The sequence below is a fragment of the Pseudomonas sp. FP2196 genome, from assembly GCF_030687715.1.
Lineage (GTDB): Bacteria > Pseudomonadota > Gammaproteobacteria > Pseudomonadales > Pseudomonadaceae > Aquipseudomonas.
This window is the reverse complement of sequence record NZ_CP117445.1, coordinates 3666939-3689060: the sequence shown is the minus strand read 5'-3', so window position 1 is coordinate 3689060 and position 22122 is coordinate 3666939. Positions and strand designations below refer to the sequence as shown.

22 protein-coding genes are annotated in these 22122 nt (G+C 60.1%); 8 read left to right on the top strand and 14 right to left on the bottom strand.

Annotation, left to right across the window (positions count from 1 at the left end):
* Window positions 1-15 precede the first annotated feature (15 nt).
* Window positions 16-930: a bifunctional oligoribonuclease/PAP phosphatase NrnA gene (locus PSH79_RS16405; protein ID WP_305438441.1), complete on the top strand. Its 915-nt coding sequence runs from the start codon at window positions 16-18 to the stop codon at window positions 928-930.
* A 39-nt stretch (window positions 931-969) separates the two neighbouring features.
* Here PSH79_RS16405 and PSH79_RS16400 read toward each other — a convergent pair whose 3' ends face one another.
* The gene (locus PSH79_RS16400; RefSeq protein WP_305438440.1) at window positions 970-1836 is read right to left on the bottom strand and encodes a CAP domain-containing protein; all 867 of its coding nucleotides are present in this window, start codon (window positions 1834-1836) and stop codon (window positions 970-972) included.
* 273 nt (window positions 1837-2109) lie between these two features.
* On the bottom strand, window positions 2110-2880 hold the full coding sequence (locus PSH79_RS16395) for an alpha/beta hydrolase (protein ID WP_305438439.1): 771 nt from the start codon (window positions 2878-2880) through the stop codon (window positions 2110-2112).
* 112 nt (window positions 2881-2992) lie between these two features.
* Here PSH79_RS16395 and PSH79_RS16390 point away from each other — a divergent pair, with 112 nt between their 5' ends.
* Window positions 2993-3937 carry an aldo/keto reductase gene (locus PSH79_RS16390; RefSeq protein ID WP_305438438.1) on the top strand — a complete coding sequence of 315 codons (945 nt, stop codon included), beginning with the start codon at window positions 2993-2995 and terminating at the stop codon, window positions 3935-3937.
* 19 nt (window positions 3938-3956) lie between these two features.
* On the opposite strand, the gene PSH79_RS16385 is transcribed toward PSH79_RS16390, so the two are convergent.
* Window positions 3957-4850, bottom strand: coding sequence for a LysR family transcriptional regulator (locus PSH79_RS16385; RefSeq protein WP_305438437.1), 894 nt, complete (start codon window positions 4848-4850; stop codon window positions 3957-3959).
* Between the two features lie 95 nt (window positions 4851-4945).
* Here PSH79_RS16385 and PSH79_RS16380 point away from each other — a divergent pair, with 95 nt between their 5' ends.
* Window positions 4946-5422: a cupin domain-containing protein gene (locus tag PSH79_RS16380; RefSeq protein ID WP_305438436.1), complete on the top strand. Its 477-nt coding sequence runs from the start codon at window positions 4946-4948 to the stop codon at window positions 5420-5422.
* 109 nt (window positions 5423-5531) lie between these two features.
* On the opposite strand, the gene paoC is transcribed toward PSH79_RS16380, so the two are convergent.
* The 4 genes from paoC to PSH79_RS16360 all read right to left on the bottom strand — a co-directional run bounded on the left by paoC (window position 5532) and on the right by PSH79_RS16360 (window position 11324).
* On the bottom strand, window positions 5532-7730 hold the full coding sequence (gene paoC / locus PSH79_RS16375; RefSeq protein WP_305438435.1) for an aldehyde oxidoreductase molybdenum-binding subunit PaoC: 2199 nt from the start codon (window positions 7728-7730) through the stop codon (window positions 5532-5534).
* Complete coding sequence (locus tag PSH79_RS16370; RefSeq protein ID WP_305438434.1) at window positions 7727-8683, bottom strand: xanthine dehydrogenase family protein subunit M; 957 nt, start codon at window positions 8681-8683, stop codon at window positions 7727-7729. The genes paoC and PSH79_RS16370 overlap by 4 nt, the downstream gene beginning before the upstream one ends.
* Window positions 8680-9303, bottom strand: a complete 624-nt coding sequence (gene paoA / locus PSH79_RS16365) for an aldehyde dehydrogenase iron-sulfur subunit PaoA (RefSeq protein WP_305438433.1) — start codon at window positions 9301-9303, stop codon at window positions 8680-8682. The genes PSH79_RS16370 and paoA overlap by 4 nt, the downstream gene beginning before the upstream one ends.
* Before the next feature lie 266 nt (window positions 9304-9569).
* Window positions 9570-11324, bottom strand: a complete 1755-nt coding sequence (locus PSH79_RS16360; protein ID WP_305438432.1) for an L-lactate permease — start codon at window positions 11322-11324, stop codon at window positions 9570-9572.
* 244 nt (window positions 11325-11568) lie between these two features.
* Here PSH79_RS16360 and PSH79_RS16355 point away from each other — a divergent pair, with 244 nt between their 5' ends.
* Window positions 11569-11772: a hypothetical protein gene (locus PSH79_RS16355; protein WP_305438431.1), complete on the top strand. Its 204-nt coding sequence runs from the start codon at window positions 11569-11571 to the stop codon at window positions 11770-11772.
* Window positions 11773-11815: 43 nt separating this feature from the next.
* Here the strand turns inward: PSH79_RS16355 and PSH79_RS16350 are convergent, their stop codons facing one another.
* Window positions 11816-12091, bottom strand: coding sequence for a hypothetical protein (locus PSH79_RS16350; RefSeq protein ID WP_305438430.1), 276 nt, complete (start codon window positions 12089-12091; stop codon window positions 11816-11818).
* Window positions 12092-12376: 285 nt separating this feature from the next.
* On the opposite strand from PSH79_RS16350, the gene PSH79_RS16345 reads away from it, so the two are divergent.
* Together PSH79_RS16345 and PSH79_RS16340 are read left to right on the top strand one after the other, a co-directional pair.
* Window positions 12377-13456, top strand: coding sequence for a hypothetical protein (locus PSH79_RS16345; protein WP_305438429.1), 1080 nt, complete (start codon window positions 12377-12379; stop codon window positions 13454-13456).
* Between the two features lie 2 nt (window positions 13457-13458).
* Window positions 13459-13812, top strand: coding sequence for a DUF1428 domain-containing protein (locus PSH79_RS16340; protein WP_305438428.1), 354 nt, complete (start codon window positions 13459-13461; stop codon window positions 13810-13812).
* A gap of 111 nt (window positions 13813-13923) precedes the next feature.
* Here the strand turns inward: PSH79_RS16340 and PSH79_RS16335 are convergent, their stop codons facing one another.
* Window positions 13924-14118 (bottom strand): hypothetical protein, encoded by a 195-nt coding sequence (locus PSH79_RS16335; RefSeq protein WP_305438427.1) that lies wholly within the window; start codon window positions 14116-14118, stop codon window positions 13924-13926.
* A 105-nt stretch (window positions 14119-14223) separates the two neighbouring features.
* Between PSH79_RS16335 and thpR the strand changes: the two genes are divergently transcribed.
* The gene (thpR, locus tag PSH79_RS16330) at window positions 14224-14742 is read left to right on the top strand and encodes an RNA 2',3'-cyclic phosphodiesterase (RefSeq protein ID WP_305438426.1); all 519 of its coding nucleotides are present in this window, start codon (window positions 14224-14226) and stop codon (window positions 14740-14742) included.
* A gap of 303 nt (window positions 14743-15045) precedes the next feature.
* Here thpR and PSH79_RS16325 read toward each other — a convergent pair whose 3' ends face one another.
* From PSH79_RS16325 to PSH79_RS16305, 5 genes are all read right to left on the bottom strand, one after another.
* Window positions 15046-16143: a polyamine ABC transporter substrate-binding protein gene (locus tag PSH79_RS16325; protein WP_305438425.1), complete on the bottom strand. Its 1098-nt coding sequence runs from the start codon at window positions 16141-16143 to the stop codon at window positions 15046-15048.
* 162 nt (window positions 16144-16305) lie between these two features.
* The gene (locus PSH79_RS16320) at window positions 16306-17181 is read right to left on the bottom strand and encodes an ABC transporter permease subunit (protein ID WP_095187557.1); all 876 of its coding nucleotides are present in this window, start codon (window positions 17179-17181) and stop codon (window positions 16306-16308) included.
* A complete protein-coding gene (locus PSH79_RS16315; protein WP_370872666.1) occupies window positions 17178-18059 on the bottom strand; it encodes an ABC transporter permease subunit in 882 nt (293 codons plus the stop codon). The genes PSH79_RS16320 and PSH79_RS16315 overlap by 4 nt, the downstream gene beginning before the upstream one ends.
* A gap of 29 nt (window positions 18060-18088) precedes the next feature.
* Window positions 18089-19231: a polyamine ABC transporter ATP-binding protein gene (gene potA, locus PSH79_RS16310; protein WP_095136575.1), complete on the bottom strand. Its 1143-nt coding sequence runs from the start codon at window positions 19229-19231 to the stop codon at window positions 18089-18091.
* Between the two features lie 374 nt (window positions 19232-19605).
* Window positions 19606-20367: a gamma-glutamyl-gamma-aminobutyrate hydrolase family protein gene (locus PSH79_RS16305; protein WP_305438422.1), complete on the bottom strand. Its 762-nt coding sequence runs from the start codon at window positions 20365-20367 to the stop codon at window positions 19606-19608.
* A gap of 282 nt (window positions 20368-20649) precedes the next feature.
* On the opposite strand from PSH79_RS16305, the gene PSH79_RS16300 reads away from it, so the two are divergent.
* Window positions 20650-22026 (top strand): glutamine synthetase family protein, encoded by a 1377-nt coding sequence (locus tag PSH79_RS16300; RefSeq protein WP_305438421.1) that lies wholly within the window; start codon window positions 20650-20652, stop codon window positions 22024-22026.
* Window positions 22027-22122: the final 96 nt, after the last annotated feature.

The window sequence follows — 22122 nt, the reverse complement described above, 5'->3', positions numbered from 1 at the left end:
GCGATGTTGCCGCCCATGAAAATCATCACTTCAGGCGCGGCCTATCTGGATATCGACGCCTACGCCTGCTGCATTGCCTACGCCGAACTGTTGAACCTGCAAGGCATTCCCGCCCGCGCGATCAGTAGCGCGCAAACCAACGCCAGTGTGTCGAAAACCGTACTCGGTTGGGGCACCGGTCTACATGACTATGCCCCGAAACCGCACGACGAATTCGTGCTGGTCGACGTATCCGACTATCACCATTTTGATCCAATGGTGGTGCTCGATCAGGTGGTGGAGGTTATTGACCATCATCCGGGCTACGAGACTTACTGGGCGGAAAAACTGCGATCAGCCGCGGATATCCGCCCAATAGGCGCCGCCGCCACCCAGGTGTTTCAACGTTGGCAGACGGCAGGCCTGTTGCCGCGGATCAGTGAGCAAAGCGCCGCATTATTGGCCACGGCGATTCTGGATAACACGCTGAACTTCACCGGGCAGATGACCACGACGGCCGATATCGAGGCGTATGCCGAGCTCGCGGCAACAGCAAAGCTGAGCGCGGACTGGCCGCAACAGTATTTCCTCGAATGCCAGGCCAGCATCGAGGCAGACCTCATCGGTGCATTGGCTGCCGATTTGAAACGCATGAAACCCGACAGCAATCTGCCGCAGATCTTCGCGCAAATGACCGTGTGGGATGCCGACGCATTACTGCAAAAACACCATCCAGCGATCACCGGCTGGATGGCGGAGCAGGGCGAAGACGCCATGCTCAATGTCATCGGCATCCGTGAGCGGAAAAGTTGCATTGTGGCTCACGCCACCGTCAGCCAAAAAAAACTGAATAACTTGCTGGCACTTGAATGGCAGGCAGGCATAGCTGTTGTAGAGCCTTCGATACTGCGCAAAGAGCTTTTGAAACTGGGTTTGTCGGCAGTTTCATAAGCGGCGCGCCCGCGGTTCATCGGTCTGCATGGCGACTCATCACTGCGTGCCGAACAGCATCGTCCAGTAAGTCCCCTGATCACTGCGCGCCTCAGTGGCGAATCCCGCACCGACCTGGGTAAACATCGGGTTCATCAGGTTGGCGCAGTGTCCGGGGCTGGCCAGCCATCCGGCCATCGCCTTGCCCGGAGAGCTCTGCCCGGCAGCGATGTTTTCGCCGATCTGCCGACCCCGATAGCCCGCCGCCCGGGCGCGATCAGCGGGCTGGTCGCCATCCGGGTCGCGGTGGGCGAAATAGTTGCCGTAGGCCATGGCTTTACTGTGCCCTTGTGCAGCAGCGCCGAGCGCGGCATTCCAGCTCAACGGCCGCGCCGCAGCGAACCGCCGGCCTCCGCACATCCGTGGCCGGGCGCGGGCGGCGTTGACTTCGGCCAGCAGGGCTTTGCCGACGCTGCGGTTATCGCCGACACGGCTGTCGAGCACCGGTCGCGCCAACACCACTTGCCATTCACTGCGCGCACGGCTGATGCCGATGTCGGCGTATTGAGTATCGAGCAACGCACCGCAGTAGTCGCTTTGCAGCATGTCGAAAGCCTCTTCGGCATCCTGCGCCCCGACGATGCGGATACTGCGCACCGCCACAGCCGAGTAGCCAGACGACTTCAACGCTTCGCGCAAGCCACCGCCATAGCGATAGCCGACCGGCAAAGCCAGGTTCGACTTCAACGCCAACGGTGCCAGCCGTTGCGCCGGACGCCGATCGCAGCGTTGCGGGTGGGCACGGTAGTCGTTGATGGCCGCCACCAATTGGCGCTCGGCGCCGGCATGGGCAGTTTCGGCGAGCAAGGGCGAGAGGATCAGCAGGCACAGCGAAACGAAGCGAGACGAACGAACGGCGTGGCGCATGGGACGGGCAGCTCTGGAGAGGGACGGTGCTTGAGTGGGTTGGCCGCAGAGAGCGGCGCGAATAGGACTGGGGTTTTTTGACTTGGTTCAGCAGGCGGGTGATTACTTTGCTCTGGATTTGATGTTGCCTGTACGAGCCTCATCGCTGGCAAGCCAGCTCCCACAAGCTGGATGTCGCTCACAGCATTTGTGTACACCGCAGAACCCGGTGGGAGCTGGCTTGCCAGCGATGAGAGCCGCTCTGTCCACACAAGGCTCGCAGGCAGGCAACCCTCACCGATTCAACACATCCCCCATCCACTGCAGATACTGCCTGCGCTCGGAAATCGAGTTGTGCCCCGAATCCGGCACAACCTTGAGTTCGGCCACGCCTTTGGGAAAGTTTTCCAGCAATCGCTCGGTACTGGACCGGGGAATCACCTCGTCATCACTGGCCGCCAGCAGCAACGTCGGCACGCGGATGTGCTCGGCATACTTGCCCGACTCAAAGCGATCCTTGAGTAACCACTTCACCGGCACCCACGGATATTGTCGCGCGGCGATTTCTTCGAGGCTGTTGTATGGCGTCACCAGTATCAACTGCTGCACCGGCCGTTGACTGGCCAGGCGCACCGCGACACCCGATCCCAGACTGCGCCCGACCACGGCAATCTGCGGATGGCTGGCAGATACCTGATCAAACAACGCCAGCGCATCCTCGGCAATCGCCTCTTCAGAGGGTGAGCCGCCGCTGCCGGCAAATCCCCGGTAGTTCAGCAGGTACAGCGCGTAATCGGGAAACGCTTGGGCAAACTCCGGCAGATTGCGCGACACGTCCTCGGCGTTGCCGCCGAAATAGATCAGCGCCCGTGGCCCGACGCGCTCTCGGGTGCTGACCCAGATATCGGCATCCGGCATCGACAGTTTCAGCCGCGAATCGGTGGCACTGACCGCACTGGGCTGAGGAAACCAGATCAGCGAACGCTGAAAAAAGAACAGCGCCACGCACAGCACCAGGTACACGGCAACGATCAATGCGACGAGTGACATCAGGGTTCGGGACATTCGGCTACTTTTAACGGGGTGTGCGGGTTAGTTGTCGCAGTGTAGTCCAGCGCTTCGTGCGGCTAGCGTTCGAACACAACGTGCAACAGATCCACGGAGCAGGGGAACCAGCATGAGCCACACTGAGGGTTACTCCCGTCGCCGATTGATCACGCTGGCTGCCGGGGTGTCGGCGGTCTTCACCTTTGATCGGGCGCTGGCCACTGCCACATCGTCCGCTGCTACCGGAGGCCAAGCCATGCAGACTCGTGTCATCCCATCAAGCGCCGAGCCACTGCCCATGGTGGGGCTGGGCACGTATCGCGGCTTTGACGTCGCCCCTGGTGATCCGGCTTACAAGCAATTGCCAGCGGTGCTCGACGAACTGTTCGCCAAGGGTGGCACCGTGGTCGACAGCTCGCCGATGTATGGCCGCGCCGAAGAAACCACCGGTGAACTGCTGTCGATCCACGAACCGCGCTCACCGGCCTTTCTGGCGACCAAGGTGTGGACGCGCGGACGTCAGGAGGGCATCGCGCAGATGGAGCAGTCATTCAGCCTGCTGCGCACCGAGCGCATCGACCTGATGCAGATCCACAACCTGCTCGACTGGCAAACCCACTTGCCGACGCTGCGGGAATGGAAGGAGCAAGGGCGCATTCGCTACATCGGCATCACCCATTACACGCCCTCAGCCTATGACGAAGTTGAAGCGGTGCTGAAGACTGAACAACTGGATTTCCTGCAGATCAACTACGCCCTTGATGACCGAGGCGTGGAAAAACGCATCCTGCCGCTATGCCGTGAGCGCGGTGTGGCGGTGATCTGTAACCGGCCATTTGGCGGCGGTGGTTTGCTTGCCCGGCTCAAGGGCAAACCGCTGCCGGCGTGGGTGTCGGACGTGCAGGTCAACAGTTGGCCGCAACTGACGCTGAAGTTTTTGCTGGCGCACCCGGCGGTGACCTGCGTGATTCCGGGTACCGGCAATCCACGGTATATGGCCGATAACGTCAAGGCAGGGTTCGGGCCGATGCTCACTGATGCGCAGCGGCATCAGTTGATTGCGTTGGCGGGGTAATCGGTCTGGTAGACGGCGCTCAACCGCGATAGCGCAACGCCTCCAGCAACAACGCAAATGCTGGCGCCGCCTGGCGTCGGCTCGGGTAGTAGAGGTGATAACCGGCGAATATCGGGCACCAGTCTTCCAGCACCTGCACCAGACTGCCATCTGCCAGATGCGTCGCGACGAGGTTTTCCGGGATATAGCTCAGGCCGAAACCGTCCAGCGCGGCGTCGAGCAATGGGTAGACACCATTCAATGTGACCTGTCCGGATACCCGCACCTTCAGGCTCTCGCCATCCTTTTCGAACTCCCAGGTGTACAGCCCGCCATTGGTGGGCAGGCGCAGATTGTTGCAGGCGTGGTCGGTCAGGTCGCGAGGCGTTTGCGGGGCGGGACGTCTGGCGAAGTAGGCGGGCGAACCGACCACGGCCATGCGCATGTCCGGGCCAATGCGCGTGGCGATCATGCCTTGGGCGACATCCTCGCCCAGACGTATACCGGCATCGAAACCTTGGCCTGCGATGTCGACGAAACCGTAATCGCAACAGACTTCGACGGCGATGTCCGGGTACTTTGGTAAAAACTCTTTGAGCACCGGGTGCAGCAGCCAGTCCAGTGAATGGTCAGTAGCGCTGATGCGGATCTTGCCCGCCGGGGTTTCGCGCAGGTTGCTCAAAGCCGCCAGCTCCTGCTCGATCTCTTCAAAGCGTGGGCCGACGGTTTGCAGCAGATGTTCACCGGCCTCGGTGGGCGAAACGCTGCGGGTGGTGCGGGTCAGCAGGCGCAGCCCGAGGCGTGCTTCCAGGGCGCGGATGGTATGGCTGAGCGCCGATTGCGAGACGCCGAGTTTAGCGGCGGCTTTGGTGAAGCTGCGCTCGCGCGCCACGGCGAGGAAGGCGAGCAGGTCACTGGCGTTTTCCCGAAGCATTAATGAGTTTCCTGCATAAGTTTTTTCGAATTCTAGTTGATTATCTGAAGAGTCGACGTCGTTAAAGTTCAGGCATCACTTTTGGAGATATCGCCATGAACCCGATTGCAGCTTCTGCTTTGACCCTTTCCTTGCTCGCCGCCGACGCTCAGGCCAATGAAGCGCCGCGAGTGACCGTCACGCCCAATGGATCACAACCTTCGGCCCGTGGCCCGGCGGACTGGTTCACCGGAATTGTGCGGGTCGATGCGCCGTTCAAGGGCTCCGATGAGGCGCGGGTCAGTGGCGCCACGGTGACATTCGAACCGGGCGCGCGCACGGCGTGGCATACCCACCCGCTGGGGCAGACGTTGATTGTGACGGCGGGGGCGGGGTATGTGCAGGAGTGGGGGCAGCCGGTGCGTGAGATTCGTCCGGGGGATACGGTGTGGATTGCGCCCGGTGCTAAGCATTGGCATGGTGCGGCGTCGAGTACGGCGATGACGCATATCGCGATTGCTGAAGTGCTGGATGGAAACGTGGTGGAGTGGATGGAGCAGGTGAGCGAGGCGCAGTATCCGCACATTGATTAAGTCCGACCCATGTAGGAGCTGCCGCAGGCTGCGATCTTTTGATCTTGTTTTTTAAAAGACCAACATCAAAAGATCCCAACCTGCGGCAGCTCCTACAGTGGCGTTGGGGTCAGATCATTTCGGGCAGTGACGAAAGAATCTTGTCCAGCGTAATCGGATACTCTCGCACCCTGGCCCCGGTAGCGTTATAGATCGCATTCGCCACCGCCGCGCTCACGCCGCAAATCCCCAACTCACCGACACCCTTGGCCTTCATCGGCGAAGAAATCGGATCCGTCTCATCGAGGAAAATCACCTCCTGATGCGGAATATCGGCATGCACCGGCACTTCATACCCGGCCAGGTCGTGATTGACAAAAAATCCAAGCTTCTTGTCCACCGCCAGCTCTTCCATCAACGCCGCACCAACACCCATGGTCATCGCACCAATCACCTGGCTGCGCGCCGATTTCGGATTGAGAATCCGCCCGGCCGCGCACACCGCCAGCATCCGTCGCACGCGCACTTCACCGGTCGCAGCGTCCACTGCGACTTCAACGAAATGCGCGCCAAACGTCGACTGCTGATACTGCTTGGCAAGGTCAGCGAATTCGATGCTGTCTTCAGCCTGCACCTCGCCATTTTCCGCCGCATGACGCAACGGCACACTTTTGCTGCCGACCCGTACCTGACCGTCGACAAACTCGGCTTCACCGGCCGCCATACCCAATTTGCCGGCCACCGCTTCGCGCAGTTTCACACACGCGGCATACACCCCGGCCGTCGAGCAGTTGGCACCGAATTGCCCGCCAGAGCCGGCCGATACCGGGAAGTTCGAATCGCCCAGTCGCACCACGACATCGTCGATACCAACGCCCATCATCTCGGCCGCCGTTTGCGCAATGATCGTGTAGCTGCCGGTGCCGATGTCGGTCATGTCGGTTTCTACGGTGATCTTGCCGTCACGCTCCAGTCGCACCCGCGCACCGGATTTCACCAGCAGGTTGTTGCGAATCGCCGCGCCGACGCCCATACCGATCAGCCAGCGACCTTCGCGACGGCTGCCGGGCTTGGGATTGCGTTTGTCCCAGCCGAATTTCTCGGCGCCGGTTTGCAGGCATTCGATTAGCCGTCGCTGTGAGAACGGCCGCTCGGTTTTCACCGGGTCGACCTGGGTGTCGTTGAGGATGCGGAATTGCACCGGGTCGAGTTTGAGCTGTTCGGCCATTTCGTCCATGGCGATTTCCAGTGCCATCAGGCCCGGGGTTTCGCCCGGTGCGCGCATGGCGTTGCCTTCGGGCAGATCCAGCGGTGCCAGGCGCATGGTGACCATGCGGTTTTCGCCGGCGTAGAGCAGTTGACTCGGTTGTGCTGCGACTTCGACCTTGCCGTCTTTCAGATTGCCCGACCAACCCTCGTGGGCGATGGCCGTGAGTTTGCCGTCCGCTGTAGCGCCCATACGGATGCGCTGGATGGTCGCCGGGCGATGGGTGGTGTTGTTGGCGATCTGCGGCCGCGCGAGGGCGACTTTCACTGGTCGGTTGGCCATGCGCGCACCGAGGGCAGCGAGGATCGCGTCGGCGCGGATGAACAGTTTGCCGCCGAAACCGCCGCCAATGTATGGCGAGATCAAACGGACTTTCTCCTTGGGCAGACCAAGGGTTTCGGCGATGTCGCCGACGCTCCAGGCGATCATCTGGTTGGACGTCCACAGGGTCAGCTGATCGCCTTTCCACGCGGCCAGAGTCGCGTGCGGTTCCATCATCGCGTGGGACTGATCGGGGGTGGTGTAGGTCTGGTCGAACTGCACCGGTGCGGCAGCGAACGCCGTGGCAAAATCGCCGTGTTTGACGTCCGGCAATTCCTCTTTCTGCTCGACGCCCTGATCGCGCACGCTGGCCAGATCGAACTCGCCTTTGGCCGTGACGTAATCGACTTTGACCAATTGTGCGGCGGCGCGGGCCTGTTCAAACGTTTCGGCAACGACCAGCGCAACGGCTTGGTGATAGTGCTGAATTTGCGGCCCGGCCAGCAGATGCGCCGAGTTGTATTGGCCCTTGCCGAGTTTGCCGGCATTGGCTGCGGTGACGATGGCCAGAACCCCGGGTGCGGCTTTCGCCTCGTCGAGATCGATGTTGTTGATGCCGCCCTTGGCGATGGCCGAACCGACCATGAAACCGTAAGCCTGATTGGCCACCGCTTCATGCTGCTCGTAAGCGTACGGCGCCTGGCCGCAGGTTTTGAGTTTGCCGTCGATGCGGTCAGTGGGTTTGCCGATGACCTTCAATTGGTCGATCGGGTTGGTGGTGGCGGGCGTGTCGAATTTCATGCTTCGTCCCTCGCTTGGGCCAGCACCGAGCCGAGTGTGCGCTCGACCAGGGTCAGTTTGAATTGGTTGTCGTGGGTCGGCGTGGCACCGTCGAGCAGGAGTTCGCTGACGGCTTTGGCGCCTTTTGGCAACAGCGCTTCGGCGGCTTCGACCCGCCACGGTTTCGGCGCGATACCGCCGACGGCAACGCGGCCGCTGCCGTCCTTTTGCAGGATCAGACCGACCGAGACCAGCGCGAATGCGTAGGACGAACGATCACGCACCTTGTGATAAACGTGGGTGCCGCCCACGGGCGCTGGCAGCGTCACGGCAGTGATGAACTCGCCGGGCGTAAGGCTGGTTTCAATATTGGGCGTGTTGCCCGGTAACTGATGGAAATCGACCATGGCGATGCTACGAGTGCTGCCATCGGGTCTGACCGTTTCAATCTGCGCATCGAGGGCGCGCATCGCAATCGCCATATCGCTTGGGTGGGTGGCGATGCAGGCGTCGCTGACGCCGATGATCCCCAGTTGTCGACTGACCCCGCCAATCGCCGCGCAGCCACTGCCGGGCTTGCGTTTGTTGCAGGCTTGATTCGTGTCGTAAAAGTACGGGCAGCGGGTGCGTTGCAGCAGGTTGCCGGCGGTGGTCGCCATGTTGCGCAACTGCCCGGAAGCACCGGCGAGCAAGGCGCGGGAGAGCAGGGCGTAGTCTTTTCGCACGCGCGCGTCGGCGGCCAGATCGGTGTTGCGCACCATGGCGCCGATACGCAAACCACCCTCGGGCGTGGCTTCGATCTGGTCCAGCCCCAGGTGATTGATATCGATCAGGTGCAACGGGGTTTCGATGTCGAGTTTCATCAAGTCCAGCAAGTTGGTGCCGCCGGCAATGAACTTCGCCCCTTCGACTTGCGCGGCTTGCGCAGCGGCTGCGGCGGGGGAGTCGGCGCGGCTGTAATTGAACGCTCTCATGCCGGCACCTCCGCGACTTCAGTGATGGCTTCGATGATGTTCGAGTAGGCACCGCAACGGCAGATATTGCCGCTCATGCGTTCCTGGAATTCGCTGGCGATCAGTTGCGGCGGCTCGGTCAGGCTGGCGCTGGCGTGGCTGGGAATGCCATCGCGGATTTCCTTGATGACCGCCACCGCCGAACAGATCTGCCCCGGCGTGCAATAACCGCACTGATAGCCGTCGTGCTTGATGAACGCGGCTTGCATCGGGTGCAGGTTGTCGGGCATGCCGAGGCCTTCGATGGTGGTGATCTCACTGCCTTCTTGCATCACCGCCAGGGTCAGGCAGGCATTGATCCGCCGGCCATCGGCGATCACGGTGCAAGCGCCGCACTGGCCGTGGTCGCAGCCTTTTTTGCTGCCGGTCAGGTGCAGGTGTTCGCGCAGGGCGTCGAGCAGCGTGGTGCGGTTGTCGACTTCAAGGGCCTGAGGCTTGCCATTGACTTGAATGGTCACTTTGCTCATGGCCGGTTGCTCCAGATTGGCCGCATAGGCCTTGAGGCTGATGAAGGGGGGCATCGCGAACGCCGTCGCGGTCACGGCGCCGAGGATCAAAAATCTACGTCGGGAAATCGGCATGGTTCGATTCCTTTTTCTCTCAATCAGGCGGCAGGGTTGCGAATAGCCCATAAGGGCGCGCCGGCATGCTTGCCAGTCTCGTTCTAGGAATGACCGCTGGAGGGAGGAAAAGGTTTTTGCGGATTTGCGCTATAGAGTTATGCGCATGGCTCATGAATCATGAGGTACACAAAATCCCCTGTAGGAGCTGCCGAAGGCTGCGATCTTTTGATCTTAGAAACAAAATCAAAAGATCGCAGCCTTCGGCAGCTCCTACAGGGGGGCGTCTAGTGCCCGCCGACGACCATGTGGGTAAATGGCGCGACATACGCCTGCAGCGTCACCAACCCGCCGACCAGAATCGCCAGCACGATCGAATGGAAGAACACATAGCGCAGAATCTCGCCCTCATGCCCGTACCATCGGGTCGCGGTGGAGGCGACCACAATCGACTGCGCATCGACCATTTTGCCCATCACCCCACCGGAGCTATTGGCGGCGGCCATGAGTACCGGGCTGATCCCGAGCTGTTCCGCCGTCACCCGTTGTAAGCCGCCAAACAACACGTTCGAGGCGGTATCCGAGCCCGTCAACGCCACGCCAAGCCAGCCGAGCAAGGTGCCGAACATCGGGTAGAAAATCCCCGTCGCCGCAAACGCCAGGCCCATGGTTGCGTCCAGCCCCGAGTAGCGCGTGAGGAACCCCAGCGCCAGCATCGCCGCAATGGTGATCAGCGAAAACCGCACCACCCACAGCGTGCGCAGGTACTGCTTGATCAGTTGCGGGATTGAGTAACCCATCAGCAAGCCGCCGACAATCGCCGCCAGCAGGATGCCGCTGCCGGTGGAGGTGAGCCAGGTGAACTTGTAGACGGCTTCTTCAGCTTTCGGCGCCGCCACGACCGGCGGGACTTTTTCGATTTGCAGGTGCAGATTGGTGAAGGTGATGGCCGGAGCGAAAATCGGGTTGGCCTCGCGCAGCGGTTTGCCCTGCGGATCAAGCTTGGCCGATTGCGTGACCGGATCGATCGCAGGGCGGGTGTCGAACAGGTTCTTGAAGCCCTGAGTGCCCCAGGCGAACACGAACACGGTGAGGATGATCCACGGCATCCACGCGCGCATCACCGCCGGACGCGCCTGATCGCTGAACGCTGCGCTGGCGGTGACTTTCTCTTCGTCGACTTTGGAGTTGTCGACCCGCCCGGACAGCGCCGCCGAGGTATGGATCGTCGCCGGTTTCCAGACCTTCAAAAATAACGTCAGACTGGCCATGGAAATCAGCGCAGCAATCACATCCACCAGCATCGGCCCGTGATAGTTCGATACCAGGAATTGCGGCACGGCGAAACTGACACCGGCCACCAGAATCGCCGGCCAGATCTCGAGCATCTTGCGCCACCCGGCGAAGGCCCAGATCAGCCAGAACGGCACCAGCACCGAGAAGAACGGCAACTGCCGACCGACCATCATCGACAGCTCCATCTCATCCAGCCCGGTGACTTTGGCCAGGGTGATGATCGGCGTGCCGAGGGCGCCGAACGCCACTGGCGCCGTGTTGGCGATCAGTGCCAGACCGGAGGCCGCCAGCGGTGAGAAGCCCAAACCAATCAGAATGGCCCCGGTCACTGCCACCGGTGTACCGAAACCGGCCGCCCCTTCGAAAAACGCACCGAAGCAGAAGGCGATCAGCAGCAACTGCAAACGTCGGTCATCGGTGATTCGCGCCAGTGAATCCTGCAGCACTTTGAAGGAACCGTTCTCGGTGGTCAGGCGATGCAAAAAGATGATGTTGAGGACGATCCAGCCGATCGGCAGCAGACCGTTGGCCGCGCCAAACAACGCCGCCGAACCGGCCATGCTCGCCGGCATGCCGAAGGCGAAGATCGAGATCAACAAGGCCGACGCCAGCGCCAACAGGGCGGCCAGATGCGCCTTGACGTGGAAGAACGCCAGCGCCGCCAGCATCACGACCACCGGCACAGCGGCCATGAGCGTGGAGATCATCGGATTGCCGAACGGGTCGTAAATCTGCTGCCAAACCATGGTGCACCTCTGCTTTTTGTTATTGAGGGCGCAGTTCCATTGCGTGGTGATGGGTTGCAAGCAGTATAGGTGGCATTACGCCGCCGTTTGGCCGTTCAAAACGAGGCGATAAACGGTCGTGGGCGGGCACTGAATCAAAGGCGTTTTGCCCGGTCGTATTTGCGGCAGCGCGCACCGAGTCCCGGAGGCGAGGGTAGCGTTGGCCGATTCCGTCGTCAAAACCTTGGTTTTAGGGAAGTATTGAATGAAGCGCGCTACAACGATGCTGTTGACCGTGACTGCCGCCGTACTGCTGGGTGGCTGTATTGCGGACTTTGATGATGATCACCGTCATGGCCGGCATTACGACCGCGATCATGGCCGCTATTACGACCATGACCGACGCTGGGATGACCGCGATGACCGCCGCGATGGCCGTCGCTATCACCGCGATCGGGATGACGACTGATTGAACAAGAGAGGGCGTTCCCGTAAAGGAGCGCCCTCAGTCATTAAGAAAAATGAGCGCTCGCCTGGACGCGGGATCGCGCAGGCACTGAGGCCTCGATGTCCAGCAAATGGGTGGCGAGAATGTCGCTCAGAAAACGGAACTGATCGTTGATGCCGACCACTTCATTGCTGAAATGGTTAGTGGCGGCGGGCATCAGCAGATCTTCGAAATCTTCGTTGAACACCAACGTCTGCGCTTTGCGGTTTACGACGTGTTGTTCGTAGTAGTTGCTGCCGAACACCGGAAAACTCACGGAGAGTGCGATGGTGTGAATCATGATGTGTACTCCTCGTTGCGGTTCGGATGGTGCAATCGTGCCTTCGCGCGCCTGCGAGCGGAAGGCAATCGTCGCGATGGTGAATATCGACGGCATTGATGGTCGGGATTTTTGGTGGTTTTGCTGGCCCCCATCGCGAGCAGGCTCGCTCCCACATTTGAAATGCGTTCCCCTGTGGGAGCGAGCCTGCTCGCGAAGGGGCCCGCCCAGCCACAACCAGACAAACGGCCCACCACCGGCACCTATACTCAAATCTGTCTCTCCTGTTTCAAGGACACCCCCACCGTGAACCTGCGCGCGCTGGTCGTCGCCGCACTGTGTCTGCTGGCCGGCTGTGCCTCTACGGTGCGGGCCCCGGTAACTGCGCCTGCCGTGGTGGTGTCGCCAGCGACCTGGCAGCGGATCGACCGCGAGATCGTCAGCGCTTCGCAACAGTCCACCGAGCAGGTCAAGCTGTTCGCCCGTGGCTCGATGGAACATTGGCGCACTCGCGTCTATCAGCAAACTGAAGAAAATTTCATCCCGTGGTTCAGCAGCTACTGGACCCAGGAATGGCTGTCGATGAAGGTCAGTTGGTACACGATCAGTGCCGGCGGCGAGCAGGATGCCTCGGCCAAAAAGCTGGCGGAGTATCTACTTGATAAATATCAGGAAAAGGTACTGGCGCCGGTCGCCGTGGAGATCGATCCGGACGCGATCCTCAGTCAGGCCACGGCGTTCTATGCGCAACTGATGGCGCAGCAAATGCCGCTCATCGCCCAGCGTCACGGCGTGCCGGTTGCCCAGCTCAACGGTCGCTTGCAGAAAATCCCGGCCATCGCCCTCGGCCCGCCAGCGGCGCGGGATGCCTCGTTGTACAAGGTCATCAGTACCGAGCCGTTGAACACATTGCCGGCCTATGCGGCATTGATCGACAAGATTCACACCGACGGCGGCGCCAAAGGCATCGCCTCGACCGACGCCGGCATGGCGCCGGTGGCCAAACGCGCGAGCCAACGCATCGAAGCGGAAATGGCCCCGCGCGGCGCCGCCAGTGCGGTGGCCGCAGCGGCGGGCAAACTGGCCGGGGCGATGATTTCCGTGGGGGTGATGGGCATCCGCGCCATTATCCAGGCCAACGACCGCCCCGACAGTGAAGCGCTGATCCGCAGCAGCCTGGGCAACACCTTCGACAAGGCCTGGCTGAAACTGGTGCAAAACCCGACCACCGGCGTGATGGCCGGCACGTTGCACATGGCTGGACAGGTCGAGCGCAATCTGGGTGGGGGAGAAGAGCCGTCGGTCGGGCTGGGGGTCAATCGTGTCGAATGGCAACCGCCGCAATCGACTACCCAGCAGATCGATCCCACCGTACAAGGAGAATGAACATGGCTTACATCGATATTTTTGTAGCGCCGGTCCCGACTGCCAATCGCGAACAGTACAAAAAACACGCCGAAATCGCGGCAAAAATCTTCAAGGAGTACGGCGTCCTGAGTGTGGCGGAATGCTGGGGCGATGATGTCCCCGACGGCAAAATCACCTCGTTCCCGATGGCGGTAAAACTCAAGGACGGCGAAACCGTGGCGTCGGGCTGGCTGATCTGGCCGGACAAGGCCACCCGCGATGCGGGCATGGCGAAGATGATGGAGGACCCCCGCATGCAACCGGACGTCAACCCGATGCCGTTCGATGGGCAGCGGATGATCTATGGCGGCTTCCAATACCTCATCGAACCTTGAAATCCCTGTAGGAGCTGTCGAGTGAAACGAGGCTGCGATCTTTTGATCCTTTTTTGATAGATCAAGATCAAAAGATCGCAGCGTGCCGCAGCTCCTACAGTTATTCGGAGGTCAGTCGGAGGAAGGGGTTATCCGGCAGCCTTTGCGGTTGCGAATCTGCTCGTCCGTTGGCCGTTCACGGACAAACTCAAATCGCGGCTCACCCTCGCTGTAATGCACTAGCCAGCCCCATTCCAGCTCCTGTTCATCCTGCCCGGGGTTCGGTGGTCTGGCCCACCACGGTTCTTTGCTGAGGATCTCGCGCATGGCGTCCTCCGGTTGATGGCAATCCTTGAACTATAGACTTGTGTGGCGAGTCGTCAGAAAGGGACGGGTAGAATCGGCGATCACGAACCTTAAAGGAGCCAGGCCATGACGGATGAAAAGCGGCTGTTCTTTGCCCTCGACTGCCCACCGGCGCAGCGCAAGGCGATTGCTCAGTGGCGCAGCGAGTTGAGCCTGCGAGCCGGCAAGTCAGTGCCGGCGGATAACTTTCATCTGACGTTACTGTTTCTCGGCGCAGTGCCGTTGGCGCAGATCGGCGAAGTCTGCGAAGCCGCCGGCAAAGTGCATACGCCGGGTGAGCCTTTGCGGATTTCACTGGATCGTTTGCAGGTCTGGCACCGCGCCGGGGTGTTGTCATTGGCGCCCGAGCAGGCACCGCAGGCGTTACTGCGTTTGGTCTATGGGCTGGAACAGGCCATGTTGCCATTTGGTTTTGAAGAGTCGTCGCACGAGTTTCGTCCGCATCTGACCCTGGCGCGGGACTTCCGGGCACCAGAGCCGGAGTCCACCACACCGCCTGAGTTCTTGCTGCGCGCCGAGCGTTTTGCGCTGTTCGAATCGCACAAGGGCCGCTACCGGATTGTGCAGGATTGGTCGCTGACCTGAGGTACAAAAAAAGGCGCCCGAGGGCGCCTGAAATTCACCCGAGCCGAGGGAGCCAGGTGAGGCCGTTCATCTGCAAGGTGCAGCGGTGGTAAGGCGCTGCGTGAACGGGAAATCATTGAATTATTTAAGCTAAGAAAATCCTGGGCCTGGCACTGTCTGAATGTGATCTCAAAACCCAGTGGGAGCTGGCTTGCCAGCGATGGGGTCAGCACATCCGAATCACCTTTGCCTGACCCACCGTCATCGCTGGCAAGCCAGCTCCCACATGTTCATCAGTGTTGTTGGAACTCCAACTCCGTAGGCTTACTTGCCGAGTTTTACCCGGGTCCAGCCACGGGTCATGATGCGCTGGGTCGCTATCGGCTGATCCGGCACCGCATACAACGTCGCCATCACCGCTTGCGACGGGTACGAGCCCGGGTCGTTGCGGATCGCCTCGTCCACCAGCGGCGTGGCCGCCGAGTTGGCGTTGCTGTAGCCGTTGCTGTTGGTGATCTCGGCGATGATGTCCGGACGCATCAGGAAGTCCATGAACAGGTACGCGTTGTCGACGTTCGCCGCATCGCGCGGGATGGCGACCATGTCGTAGAAGCTGCCGGCACCTTCCTTCGGAATGCTGTAGTCGATCTTCACCTTGTTGCCCGATTCCACCGCGCGGGCCTTGGCCTGCAGCACGTCACCGGAATAACCCACGGCCACGCAGATGTTGCCGTTGGCCAGATCGGAGATGTACTTCGAGGAATGGAAGTACGCCACGGATGGACGGATTTTCATGAACAGCGCTTCGGCTTCGAGGATGTGCGCCTTGTCCTTGTCGTTCACCGGATAACCCAGGTAGTGCAGGGCGGCCGGGAGCATTTCGGTCGGCGAATCGAGGAAGCTGATGCCGCAGGCTTTGAGCTTTTCAGCGTTCTCAGGCTTGAACAACAAGTCCCAGGAGTTGGTCGGGGCATTGGCGCCGAGCACTTCCTTGACCTTGTCCGGGTTGAAACCGATGCCGATCGAGCCCCACATGTACGGAAACGCGTGAGCGTTGTCCGGGTCACTGGCGGCGGCGTTTTTCAGCAGCACCGGGTTGAGATTTTTCCAGTTCGGCAGCTTCGATTTGTCCAGCGGCTGATAGACGCCGGCCTTGATCTGCTTGGCCAGGAAACTATTGGACGGCACGACGAGGTCGTAGCCGGATTTGCCCGCCAGCAAGCGCGCCTCAAGGGTTTCGTTGCTGTCAAAGACGTCGTAGGTCACGCGGATGCCGGTCTCGTCTTCGAACTTCTTGACGGTGTCCGGCGCGATGTAATCGGACCAGTTGTAAACACGCAGCACCTTGTCGTTGGCCTGGGCGCCCATGACCATTGCGCCCATTAAGGACAGTGTCAGCAGAGTCCTGCCAAACATTTTCATCGGTACAACTCCATTCTTTTTATTCAAAAAACACAAAGCCAAAACCTGGTCGACTGCGCTCGTTTATGTAGGAGCTGTCGAGTGAAACAAGGCTGCGATCTTTTGATCTTGCTTCCAAAGATCAAGGTCAAAAGATCGCAGCGTGCCGCAGCTCCTACACAGTCAGGCGGTGGCGGCGCGTTGCGGCTGTTGCCACGACTCGTTCGCCGTCTGATCCATCGCTTCCTGAATCGCACGTTTGCGGTTGGCTTCGGCCTTGCGGCCGAAGTACCAGACCAGGAAGGTCACCAGCGACACCGCCAGCAGAATCAGGCTGGCCACCGCGTTGATCTCAGGCTTCACACCCAGACGCACCGCCGAGAACACTTCCATCGGCAGGGTGGTCGAACCCGGCCCGGAAACGAAGCTCGCCAACACCAGATCATCCAGCGACAAGGCAAACGACATCATCCCGCCCGCCGCCAGTGACGGCGCAATCATAGGAATGGTGATCAGGAAAAACACCTTGAACGGCTTCGCGCCCAGGTCCATCGCCGCTTCTTCGATCGACAGATCCAGTTCACGCAGGCGGGCGGAGACTACCACCGCCACATAGGCGGCACAAAACGTGGTGTGGGCGATCCAGATCGTGACGATGCCACGCTCCTGCGGCCAGCCGATCAACTGCGCCATCGCCACGAACAGCAGCAACAGCGACAGACCGGTAATCACCTCAGGCATTACCAACGGCGCGGTGACCAGACCTCCAAACAGCGTGCGGCCCTTGAAGCGCGTGACGCGCGTCAGCACGAAGGCGGCGAGGGTGCCCAACGCCACTGCAGCGATCGCCGTGTAGCAGGCGATTTCCAGCGAGCGCAGGACCGAGCCCATCAGTTGCGTGTTGTCGAGCAGGCCGACGTACCACTTCACCGACCAGCCACCCCACACCGTCACCAGTTTCGAGGCGTTGAACGAGTAGATCACCAGAATCAGCATCGGCAGATAAATGAACATCAGGCCGAAGATCAACATGAACTTGGAAAAACCGAAGCGTTTCATCCCCGTGCCTCCATCTCTTTGGCCTGGCTGCGGTTGAACAGCAGAATCGGCACAATCAGGATCAACAGCATCACCACCGCCAGGGCAGACGCCACCGGCCAGTCGCGGTTATTGAAGAACTCTTGCCACAGCACGCGACCGATCATCAGCGTCTCCGGGCCGCCCAACAGTTCCGGAATCACGAACTCACCGACCACCGGAATGAACACCAGCATGCAGCCTGCAATGATCCCGTTCTTGGCCAGCGGCACGGTGATTTTCCAGAAGTTGTTGAAGTTGCTCGAACCCAGGTCCGACGCGGCTTCCAACAGGCTGCCATCGTGCTTCACCAGGTTGGCGTACAGCGGCAACACCATGAATGGCAGATAGGCATAGACCACGCCGATATACACCGCGGTGTTGGTGTTGAGGATCTCGATCGGGTGATCGGTCAGCCCCGTCCACATCAGAAAACCGTTGAGCAAACCGTTGTTGCTGAGAATGCCCATCCACGCGTAAACGCGGATCAGGATCGCCGTCCAGGTCGGCATCATGATCAACAGCAGCAGGACGTTTTGGGTTTCCTTGCCGGTCTTGGTGATCGCGTAGGCCATCGGGAAACCGATCACCAGGCACATCAACGTGCTCAGTGCGGCGACCTTCAACGAACCGAGGTAGGCCGACAGATACAGCTCGTCTTCGCCGAGCAGGGTGTAGTTGCCGATGTTCAGCAGCAGCTGGAATTTCTGTTCGGCGTAGGTGTAGATCTCCGAGTACGGCGGGATCGACAACGCGGCTTCCGAGAAGCTGATCTTCATCACCAGAAAGAACGGCAGCATGAAGAACAGAAACAGCCAGATGAACGGAATGCCGATCACCAGTTTTCGTCCGCTGGGCACCAGGCGCAGGAATTGCTGATTGAAAGTTCTCATGAGCGCAGTACCACGCCGCTGTCGTCTTCCCACCAGACGTAAACCTTGTCGTCCCAGGTCGGTCGCGCGCCACGGCGTTCAGCGTTGGCCATGAACGACTGGACGATTTTGCCGCCAGGCAATTCGACGTAGAACACCGAGTGACCGCCGAGGTAGGCGATGTCATGCACCTTGCCTTCGGACCAGTTGTAGCGGAACTCCGGCTGGGTGGTGCTGACGAGCATTTTTTCCGGGCGGATTGCGTAGGTGATCGACTTGTCCTGTACCGAGGTGCTGACGCCGTGACCGACGTAGATCTTCTGCTGCAAATCCGGGCTGTGGATGATGGCGTGGCCTTCAAGGTCTTCCACCACGGTGCCGTCGAAGGCGTTCACGTTACCGATGAACTCGCAGACCATGCGGCTGACCGGTGCTTCGTAAATGTCGACCGGGCTGCCGATCTGGGCGATCCAGCCCAGGTGCATGATCGCGATGCGTTCGGCCATGGTCATGGCTTCTTCCTGATCGTGGGTCACCATCACACAGGTCACGCCGACGCGTTCGATGATCTCGACCAGTTCCAGCTGCATCTGCGAGCGCAGCTTTTTATCCAGCGCCCCCATCGGCTCATCGAGCAGCAACAGCTTCGGACGCTTGGCCAGCGAGCGGGCGAGGGCGACGCGCTGGCGCTGACCGCCGGACAACTGATGGGGTTTGCGTTTGGCGTATTGGGTCATGTGCACCAGGCGCAGCATTTCTTCGACCCGGGCGTCGATTTCGCTGGCCGGCAAACGGTCCTGCTTGAGGCCGAAGGCGATGTTTTGCGCGACGGTCATGTGTGGGAACAGCGCGTAGGACTGGAACATCATGTTGATCGGCCGCTCGTACGGCGGCATGTCGGTGATGTCGACACCGTCGAGCAGAATGCGTCCTTCAGTCGGCCGTTCGAAACCGGCGAGCATGCGCAGCAGCGTCGATTTGCCCGAGCCGGAGCCGCCGAGCAGGGCGAAGATTTCACCCTGATGGATCTCCAGGGACACATCGTCCACCGCAGTGGTTTCGTCGAACTTCTTGGTCACGCGATCAACTTTCACCAGAACCTTTTTCGGTTGCTGATGACCTTCAAGAGCCTTCCTGTAAGTGCTGGAGGCGTTTGCCATGTGAAACTCCCAACAGGTTTCAGTCGCCGGGCCAATGTGGCCTGGCTTAAGTGGATTGCAAGCCTGTAAGCACATTCCCGTTCGGATCACCGCAAAACCCTGTGGGAGCTGGCTTGCCAGCGATGAGGCCGTCACCTTCAACATAAAGGGGGACTGACCCACCGCCATCGCTGGCAAGCCAGCTCCCACAGGGTTTTGCATTGATCCAACGGGTACTGCTCATACCGATCCGGCTTGTTCGGCGCCGCCGTCCTGGCTGCCTGGGTCGTACTTGTTGTTATTACGGTGTGTTGTTTTCACGGATGACGGATGCGCAAACGCACAGCCGCCGACCCCGTGGGGGCAGTAAACAGTTTTAAAAATCCTGGGTTGTGTCAGCGCTGGTTGCGTCGCGCCGCCCGTTGCCGGCAAGCCTCGCCGAAGGCCTGAAAAATCTTCAGGTAGTTCGGGTTGTCCAGCACCTGCCATTCCGGGTGCCATTGCACGCCGAGGGCAAAGGTCGGGCTGTGCTCCACCGAGATCGCCTCGATCAGGCCATCTGGCGCCACCGCTTCGGCGCGCAAGCCGGGGGCGAGGCGGTCGATGCCCTGACTGTGGATCGAGTTGACCTGGAACTCGCCCGGCAACGCCAGCGCTTCGAACACGCCGCCGCCAAGCACCGTGACGGCGTGAGCCGGTGCGTATTGCACAGCCACGTCCGGGCTGTCGGCTTCGCGGTGATCAAGCATGCCCGGCAGCTCATGCACCTTTTGATGCAGGCTGCCGCCAAATGCCACGTTCATTTCCTGGAAGCCCCGGCAAATGCCGAGCACCGGAACGCCCGCCGCAATGGCTGCACGCAATAAAGGAAGGGTGGTGGCATCCCGCGCCGGATCGTGATCCGTACCGGGAGCGCTGGCCGGGCCTTGATAGTGGAAAGGTTCCACATTCGATGGAGAGCCGGTCAGCAGCAGACCGTCGAGTTGACCGAGCAGGTCTTCGATTTCAGTCAGGTTGCCAAGGGAAGGAATGACCACCGGTAACCCTTCAGCGCCAACGCTGACAGCACGTACGTACTTGTCGCCGCTGATGTGATAGGGGTGCAGGCCAATCTGTTTGACGCACGCTGTAACGCCGATCAATGGCTTGAATGCCATTTTTATTCACCTCGAAGTTTGACACTTGAACGAGCTTTTCCGGAGCTTAGCCTCGTTGATTTTAATTAACAACCGCCATGTAAAAAATTCTAAACGCCGTTCATCAAGTCGTCACGGTTTCCGCGGGTCTGGCGCCTGTATTGGCAGGCAGGTGTTAAAAAAAGCCCTAAAAATAAAGGCTGAGCGGCCAGCTGTTCGCTATTGACTTCACTTTGCCGTTCGGGTTGACTGGCTCGGCGAAACAGCAGTGAACATAATAATTAACAGCTAAATAGGTGCATCATGTCGGTCCCTCTGCGTACCGTTCAACTCAACGAAGCAAACGCATTCCTTAAGAAATATCCTGAGGTTTTGTACGTCGACCTTCTGATTGCGGATATGAACGGTGTGGTGCGCGGCAAGCGCATCGAACGCACCAGTCTTCATAAGGTTTACGAGAAAGGCATCAACCTGCCGGCCTCGCTCTTCGCCCTCGACATCAATGGCTCCACGGTGGAAAGCACCGGCCTGGGTCTGGACATCGGCGACGCTGACCGCATCTGCTACCCGATCCCCGGCACCCTGAGCATCGAGCCGTGGCAGAAGCGCCCAACCGCACAATTGCTGATGACCATGCACGAACTGGAAGGCCAGCCGTTCTTTGCTGACCCGCGTGAAGTGTTGGCCAATGTCGTGCGCAAGTTCGATGACATGGGCCTGACCATCTGCGCCGCGTTCGAACTCGAGTTCTACCTGATCGACCAGGACAACGTGAACGGCCGTCCGCAGTCGCCGCGTTCACCGGTATCGGGCAAGCGTCCTGTGTCGACTCAGGTCTACCTGATCGATGACCTCGACGAATACGTCGACTGCCTGCAAGACATCCTCGAAGGTGCGAAAGAGCAGGGCATCCCGGCTGACGCCATCGTCAAGGAAAGCGCCCCGGCGCAGTTCGAAGTCAACCTGCATCACGTTTCCGATCCGATCAAGGCGTGCGACTACGCCGTCCTGCTCAAGCGTCTGGTGAAGAACATCGCCTACGACCACGAGATGGACACCACTTTCATGGCCAAGCCGTATCCGGGCCAGGCGGGCAACGGTCTGCACGTGCACATTTCGATTCTGGACAAAGAAGGCAACAACATCTTCGCCAGCGAGGATCCCGAGCAGAACGCCGCGTTGCGACACGCCATCGGCGGTGTGCTGGAGACCCTGCCTGCGCAAATGGCGTTCCTGTGCCCGAACGTCAACTCGTACCGCCGCTTCGGCGCACAGTTCTACGTGCCGAACTCGTCGAGCTGGGGCATCGACAACCGCACTGTTGCGGTACGAGTGCCGACCGGTTCCGCCGACGCCGTGCGCATCGAGCATCGTGTCGCCGGTGCCGACGCCAACCCGTACCTGCTGATGGCTTCGGTGCTGGCCGGTATTCACCACGGCCTGACCAACCAGATCGAACCAGGCGCGCCAGTCGAAGGCAACAGTTACGAACAGAACGAGCAAAGCCTGCCGAACAACCTGCGCGACGCACTGCGCGAGCTGGACGACAGCGAAGTCATGGCCCGCTACATCGACCCGCTGTACATCGACGTGTTCGTCGCGTGCAAGGAAAGCGAGCTGGCCGAGTTTGAGAACTCGATCTCTGACCTTGAGTACAACTGGTATCTGCATACCGTTTAAAGCCCAGCACCATCCCCTGTAGGAGCTGCCGAAGGCTGCGATCTTTTGACTTTGTTTTTCAGGATCAAGATCAAAAGATCGCAGCCTTCGGCAGCT

Bases quoted from the DNA above. Each gene is read 5' to 3' on its own strand.
- PSH79_RS16390 (WP_305438438.1), top strand. From the start codon at position 2,993: ATGAGCCACACTGAGGGTTACTCCCGTCGCCGATTGATCACGCTGGCT.
- PSH79_RS16380 (WP_305438436.1), top strand. From the start codon at position 4,946: ATGAACCCGATTGCAGCTTCTGCTTTGACCCTTTCCTTGCTCGCCGCC.
- PSH79_RS16370 (WP_305438434.1), bottom strand. From the start codon at position 8,683: ATGAGAGCGTTCAATTACAGCCGCGCCGACTCCCCCGCCGCAGCCGCT.
- PSH79_RS16305 (WP_305438422.1), bottom strand. From the start codon at position 20,367: ATGGCATTCAAGCCATTGATCGGCGTTACAGCGTGCGTCAAACAGATT.
- thpR (WP_305438426.1), top strand. From the start codon at position 14,224: ATGACGGATGAAAAGCGGCTGTTCTTTGCCCTCGACTGCCCACCGGCG.
- PSH79_RS16350 (WP_305438430.1), bottom strand. From the start codon at position 12,091: ATGATTCACACCATCGCACTCTCCGTGAGTTTTCCGGTGTTCGGCAGC.
- PSH79_RS16340 (WP_305438428.1), top strand. From the start codon at position 13,459: ATGGCTTACATCGATATTTTTGTAGCGCCGGTCCCGACTGCCAATCGC.
- paoC (WP_305438435.1), bottom strand. From the start codon at position 7,730: ATGAAATTCGACACGCCCGCCACCACCAACCCGATCGACCAATTGAAG.
- PSH79_RS16395 (WP_305438439.1), bottom strand. From the start codon at position 2,880: ATGTCCCGAACCCTGATGTCACTCGTCGCATTGATCGTTGCCGTGTAC.
- PSH79_RS16385 (WP_305438437.1), bottom strand. From the start codon at position 4,850: ATGCTTCGGGAAAACGCCAGTGACCTGCTCGCCTTCCTCGCCGTGGCG.
- PSH79_RS16355 (WP_305438431.1), top strand. From the start codon at position 11,569: ATGAAGCGCGCTACAACGATGCTGTTGACCGTGACTGCCGCCGTACTG.
- PSH79_RS16400 (WP_305438440.1), bottom strand. From the start codon at position 1,836: ATGCGCCACGCCGTTCGTTCGTCTCGCTTCGTTTCGCTGTGCCTGCTG.
- PSH79_RS16300 (WP_305438421.1), top strand. From the start codon at position 20,650: ATGTCGGTCCCTCTGCGTACCGTTCAACTCAACGAAGCAAACGCATTC.
- PSH79_RS16360 (WP_305438432.1), bottom strand. From the start codon at position 11,324: ATGGTTTGGCAGCAGATTTACGACCCGTTCGGCAATCCGATGATCTCC.
- paoA (WP_305438433.1), bottom strand. From the start codon at position 9,303: ATGCCGATTTCCCGACGTAGATTTTTGATCCTCGGCGCCGTGACCGCG.
- PSH79_RS16405 (WP_305438441.1), top strand. From the start codon at position 16: ATGAAAATCATCACTTCAGGCGCGGCCTATCTGGATATCGACGCCTAC.
- PSH79_RS16335 (WP_305438427.1), bottom strand. From the start codon at position 14,118: ATGCGCGAGATCCTCAGCAAAGAACCGTGGTGGGCCAGACCACCGAAC.
- potA (WP_095136575.1), bottom strand. From the start codon at position 19,231: ATGGCAAACGCCTCCAGCACTTACAGGAAGGCTCTTGAAGGTCATCAG.
- PSH79_RS16325 (WP_305438425.1), bottom strand. From the start codon at position 16,143: ATGAAAATGTTTGGCAGGACTCTGCTGACACTGTCCTTAATGGGCGCA.
- PSH79_RS16320 (WP_095187557.1), bottom strand. From the start codon at position 17,181: ATGAAACGCTTCGGTTTTTCCAAGTTCATGTTGATCTTCGGCCTGATG.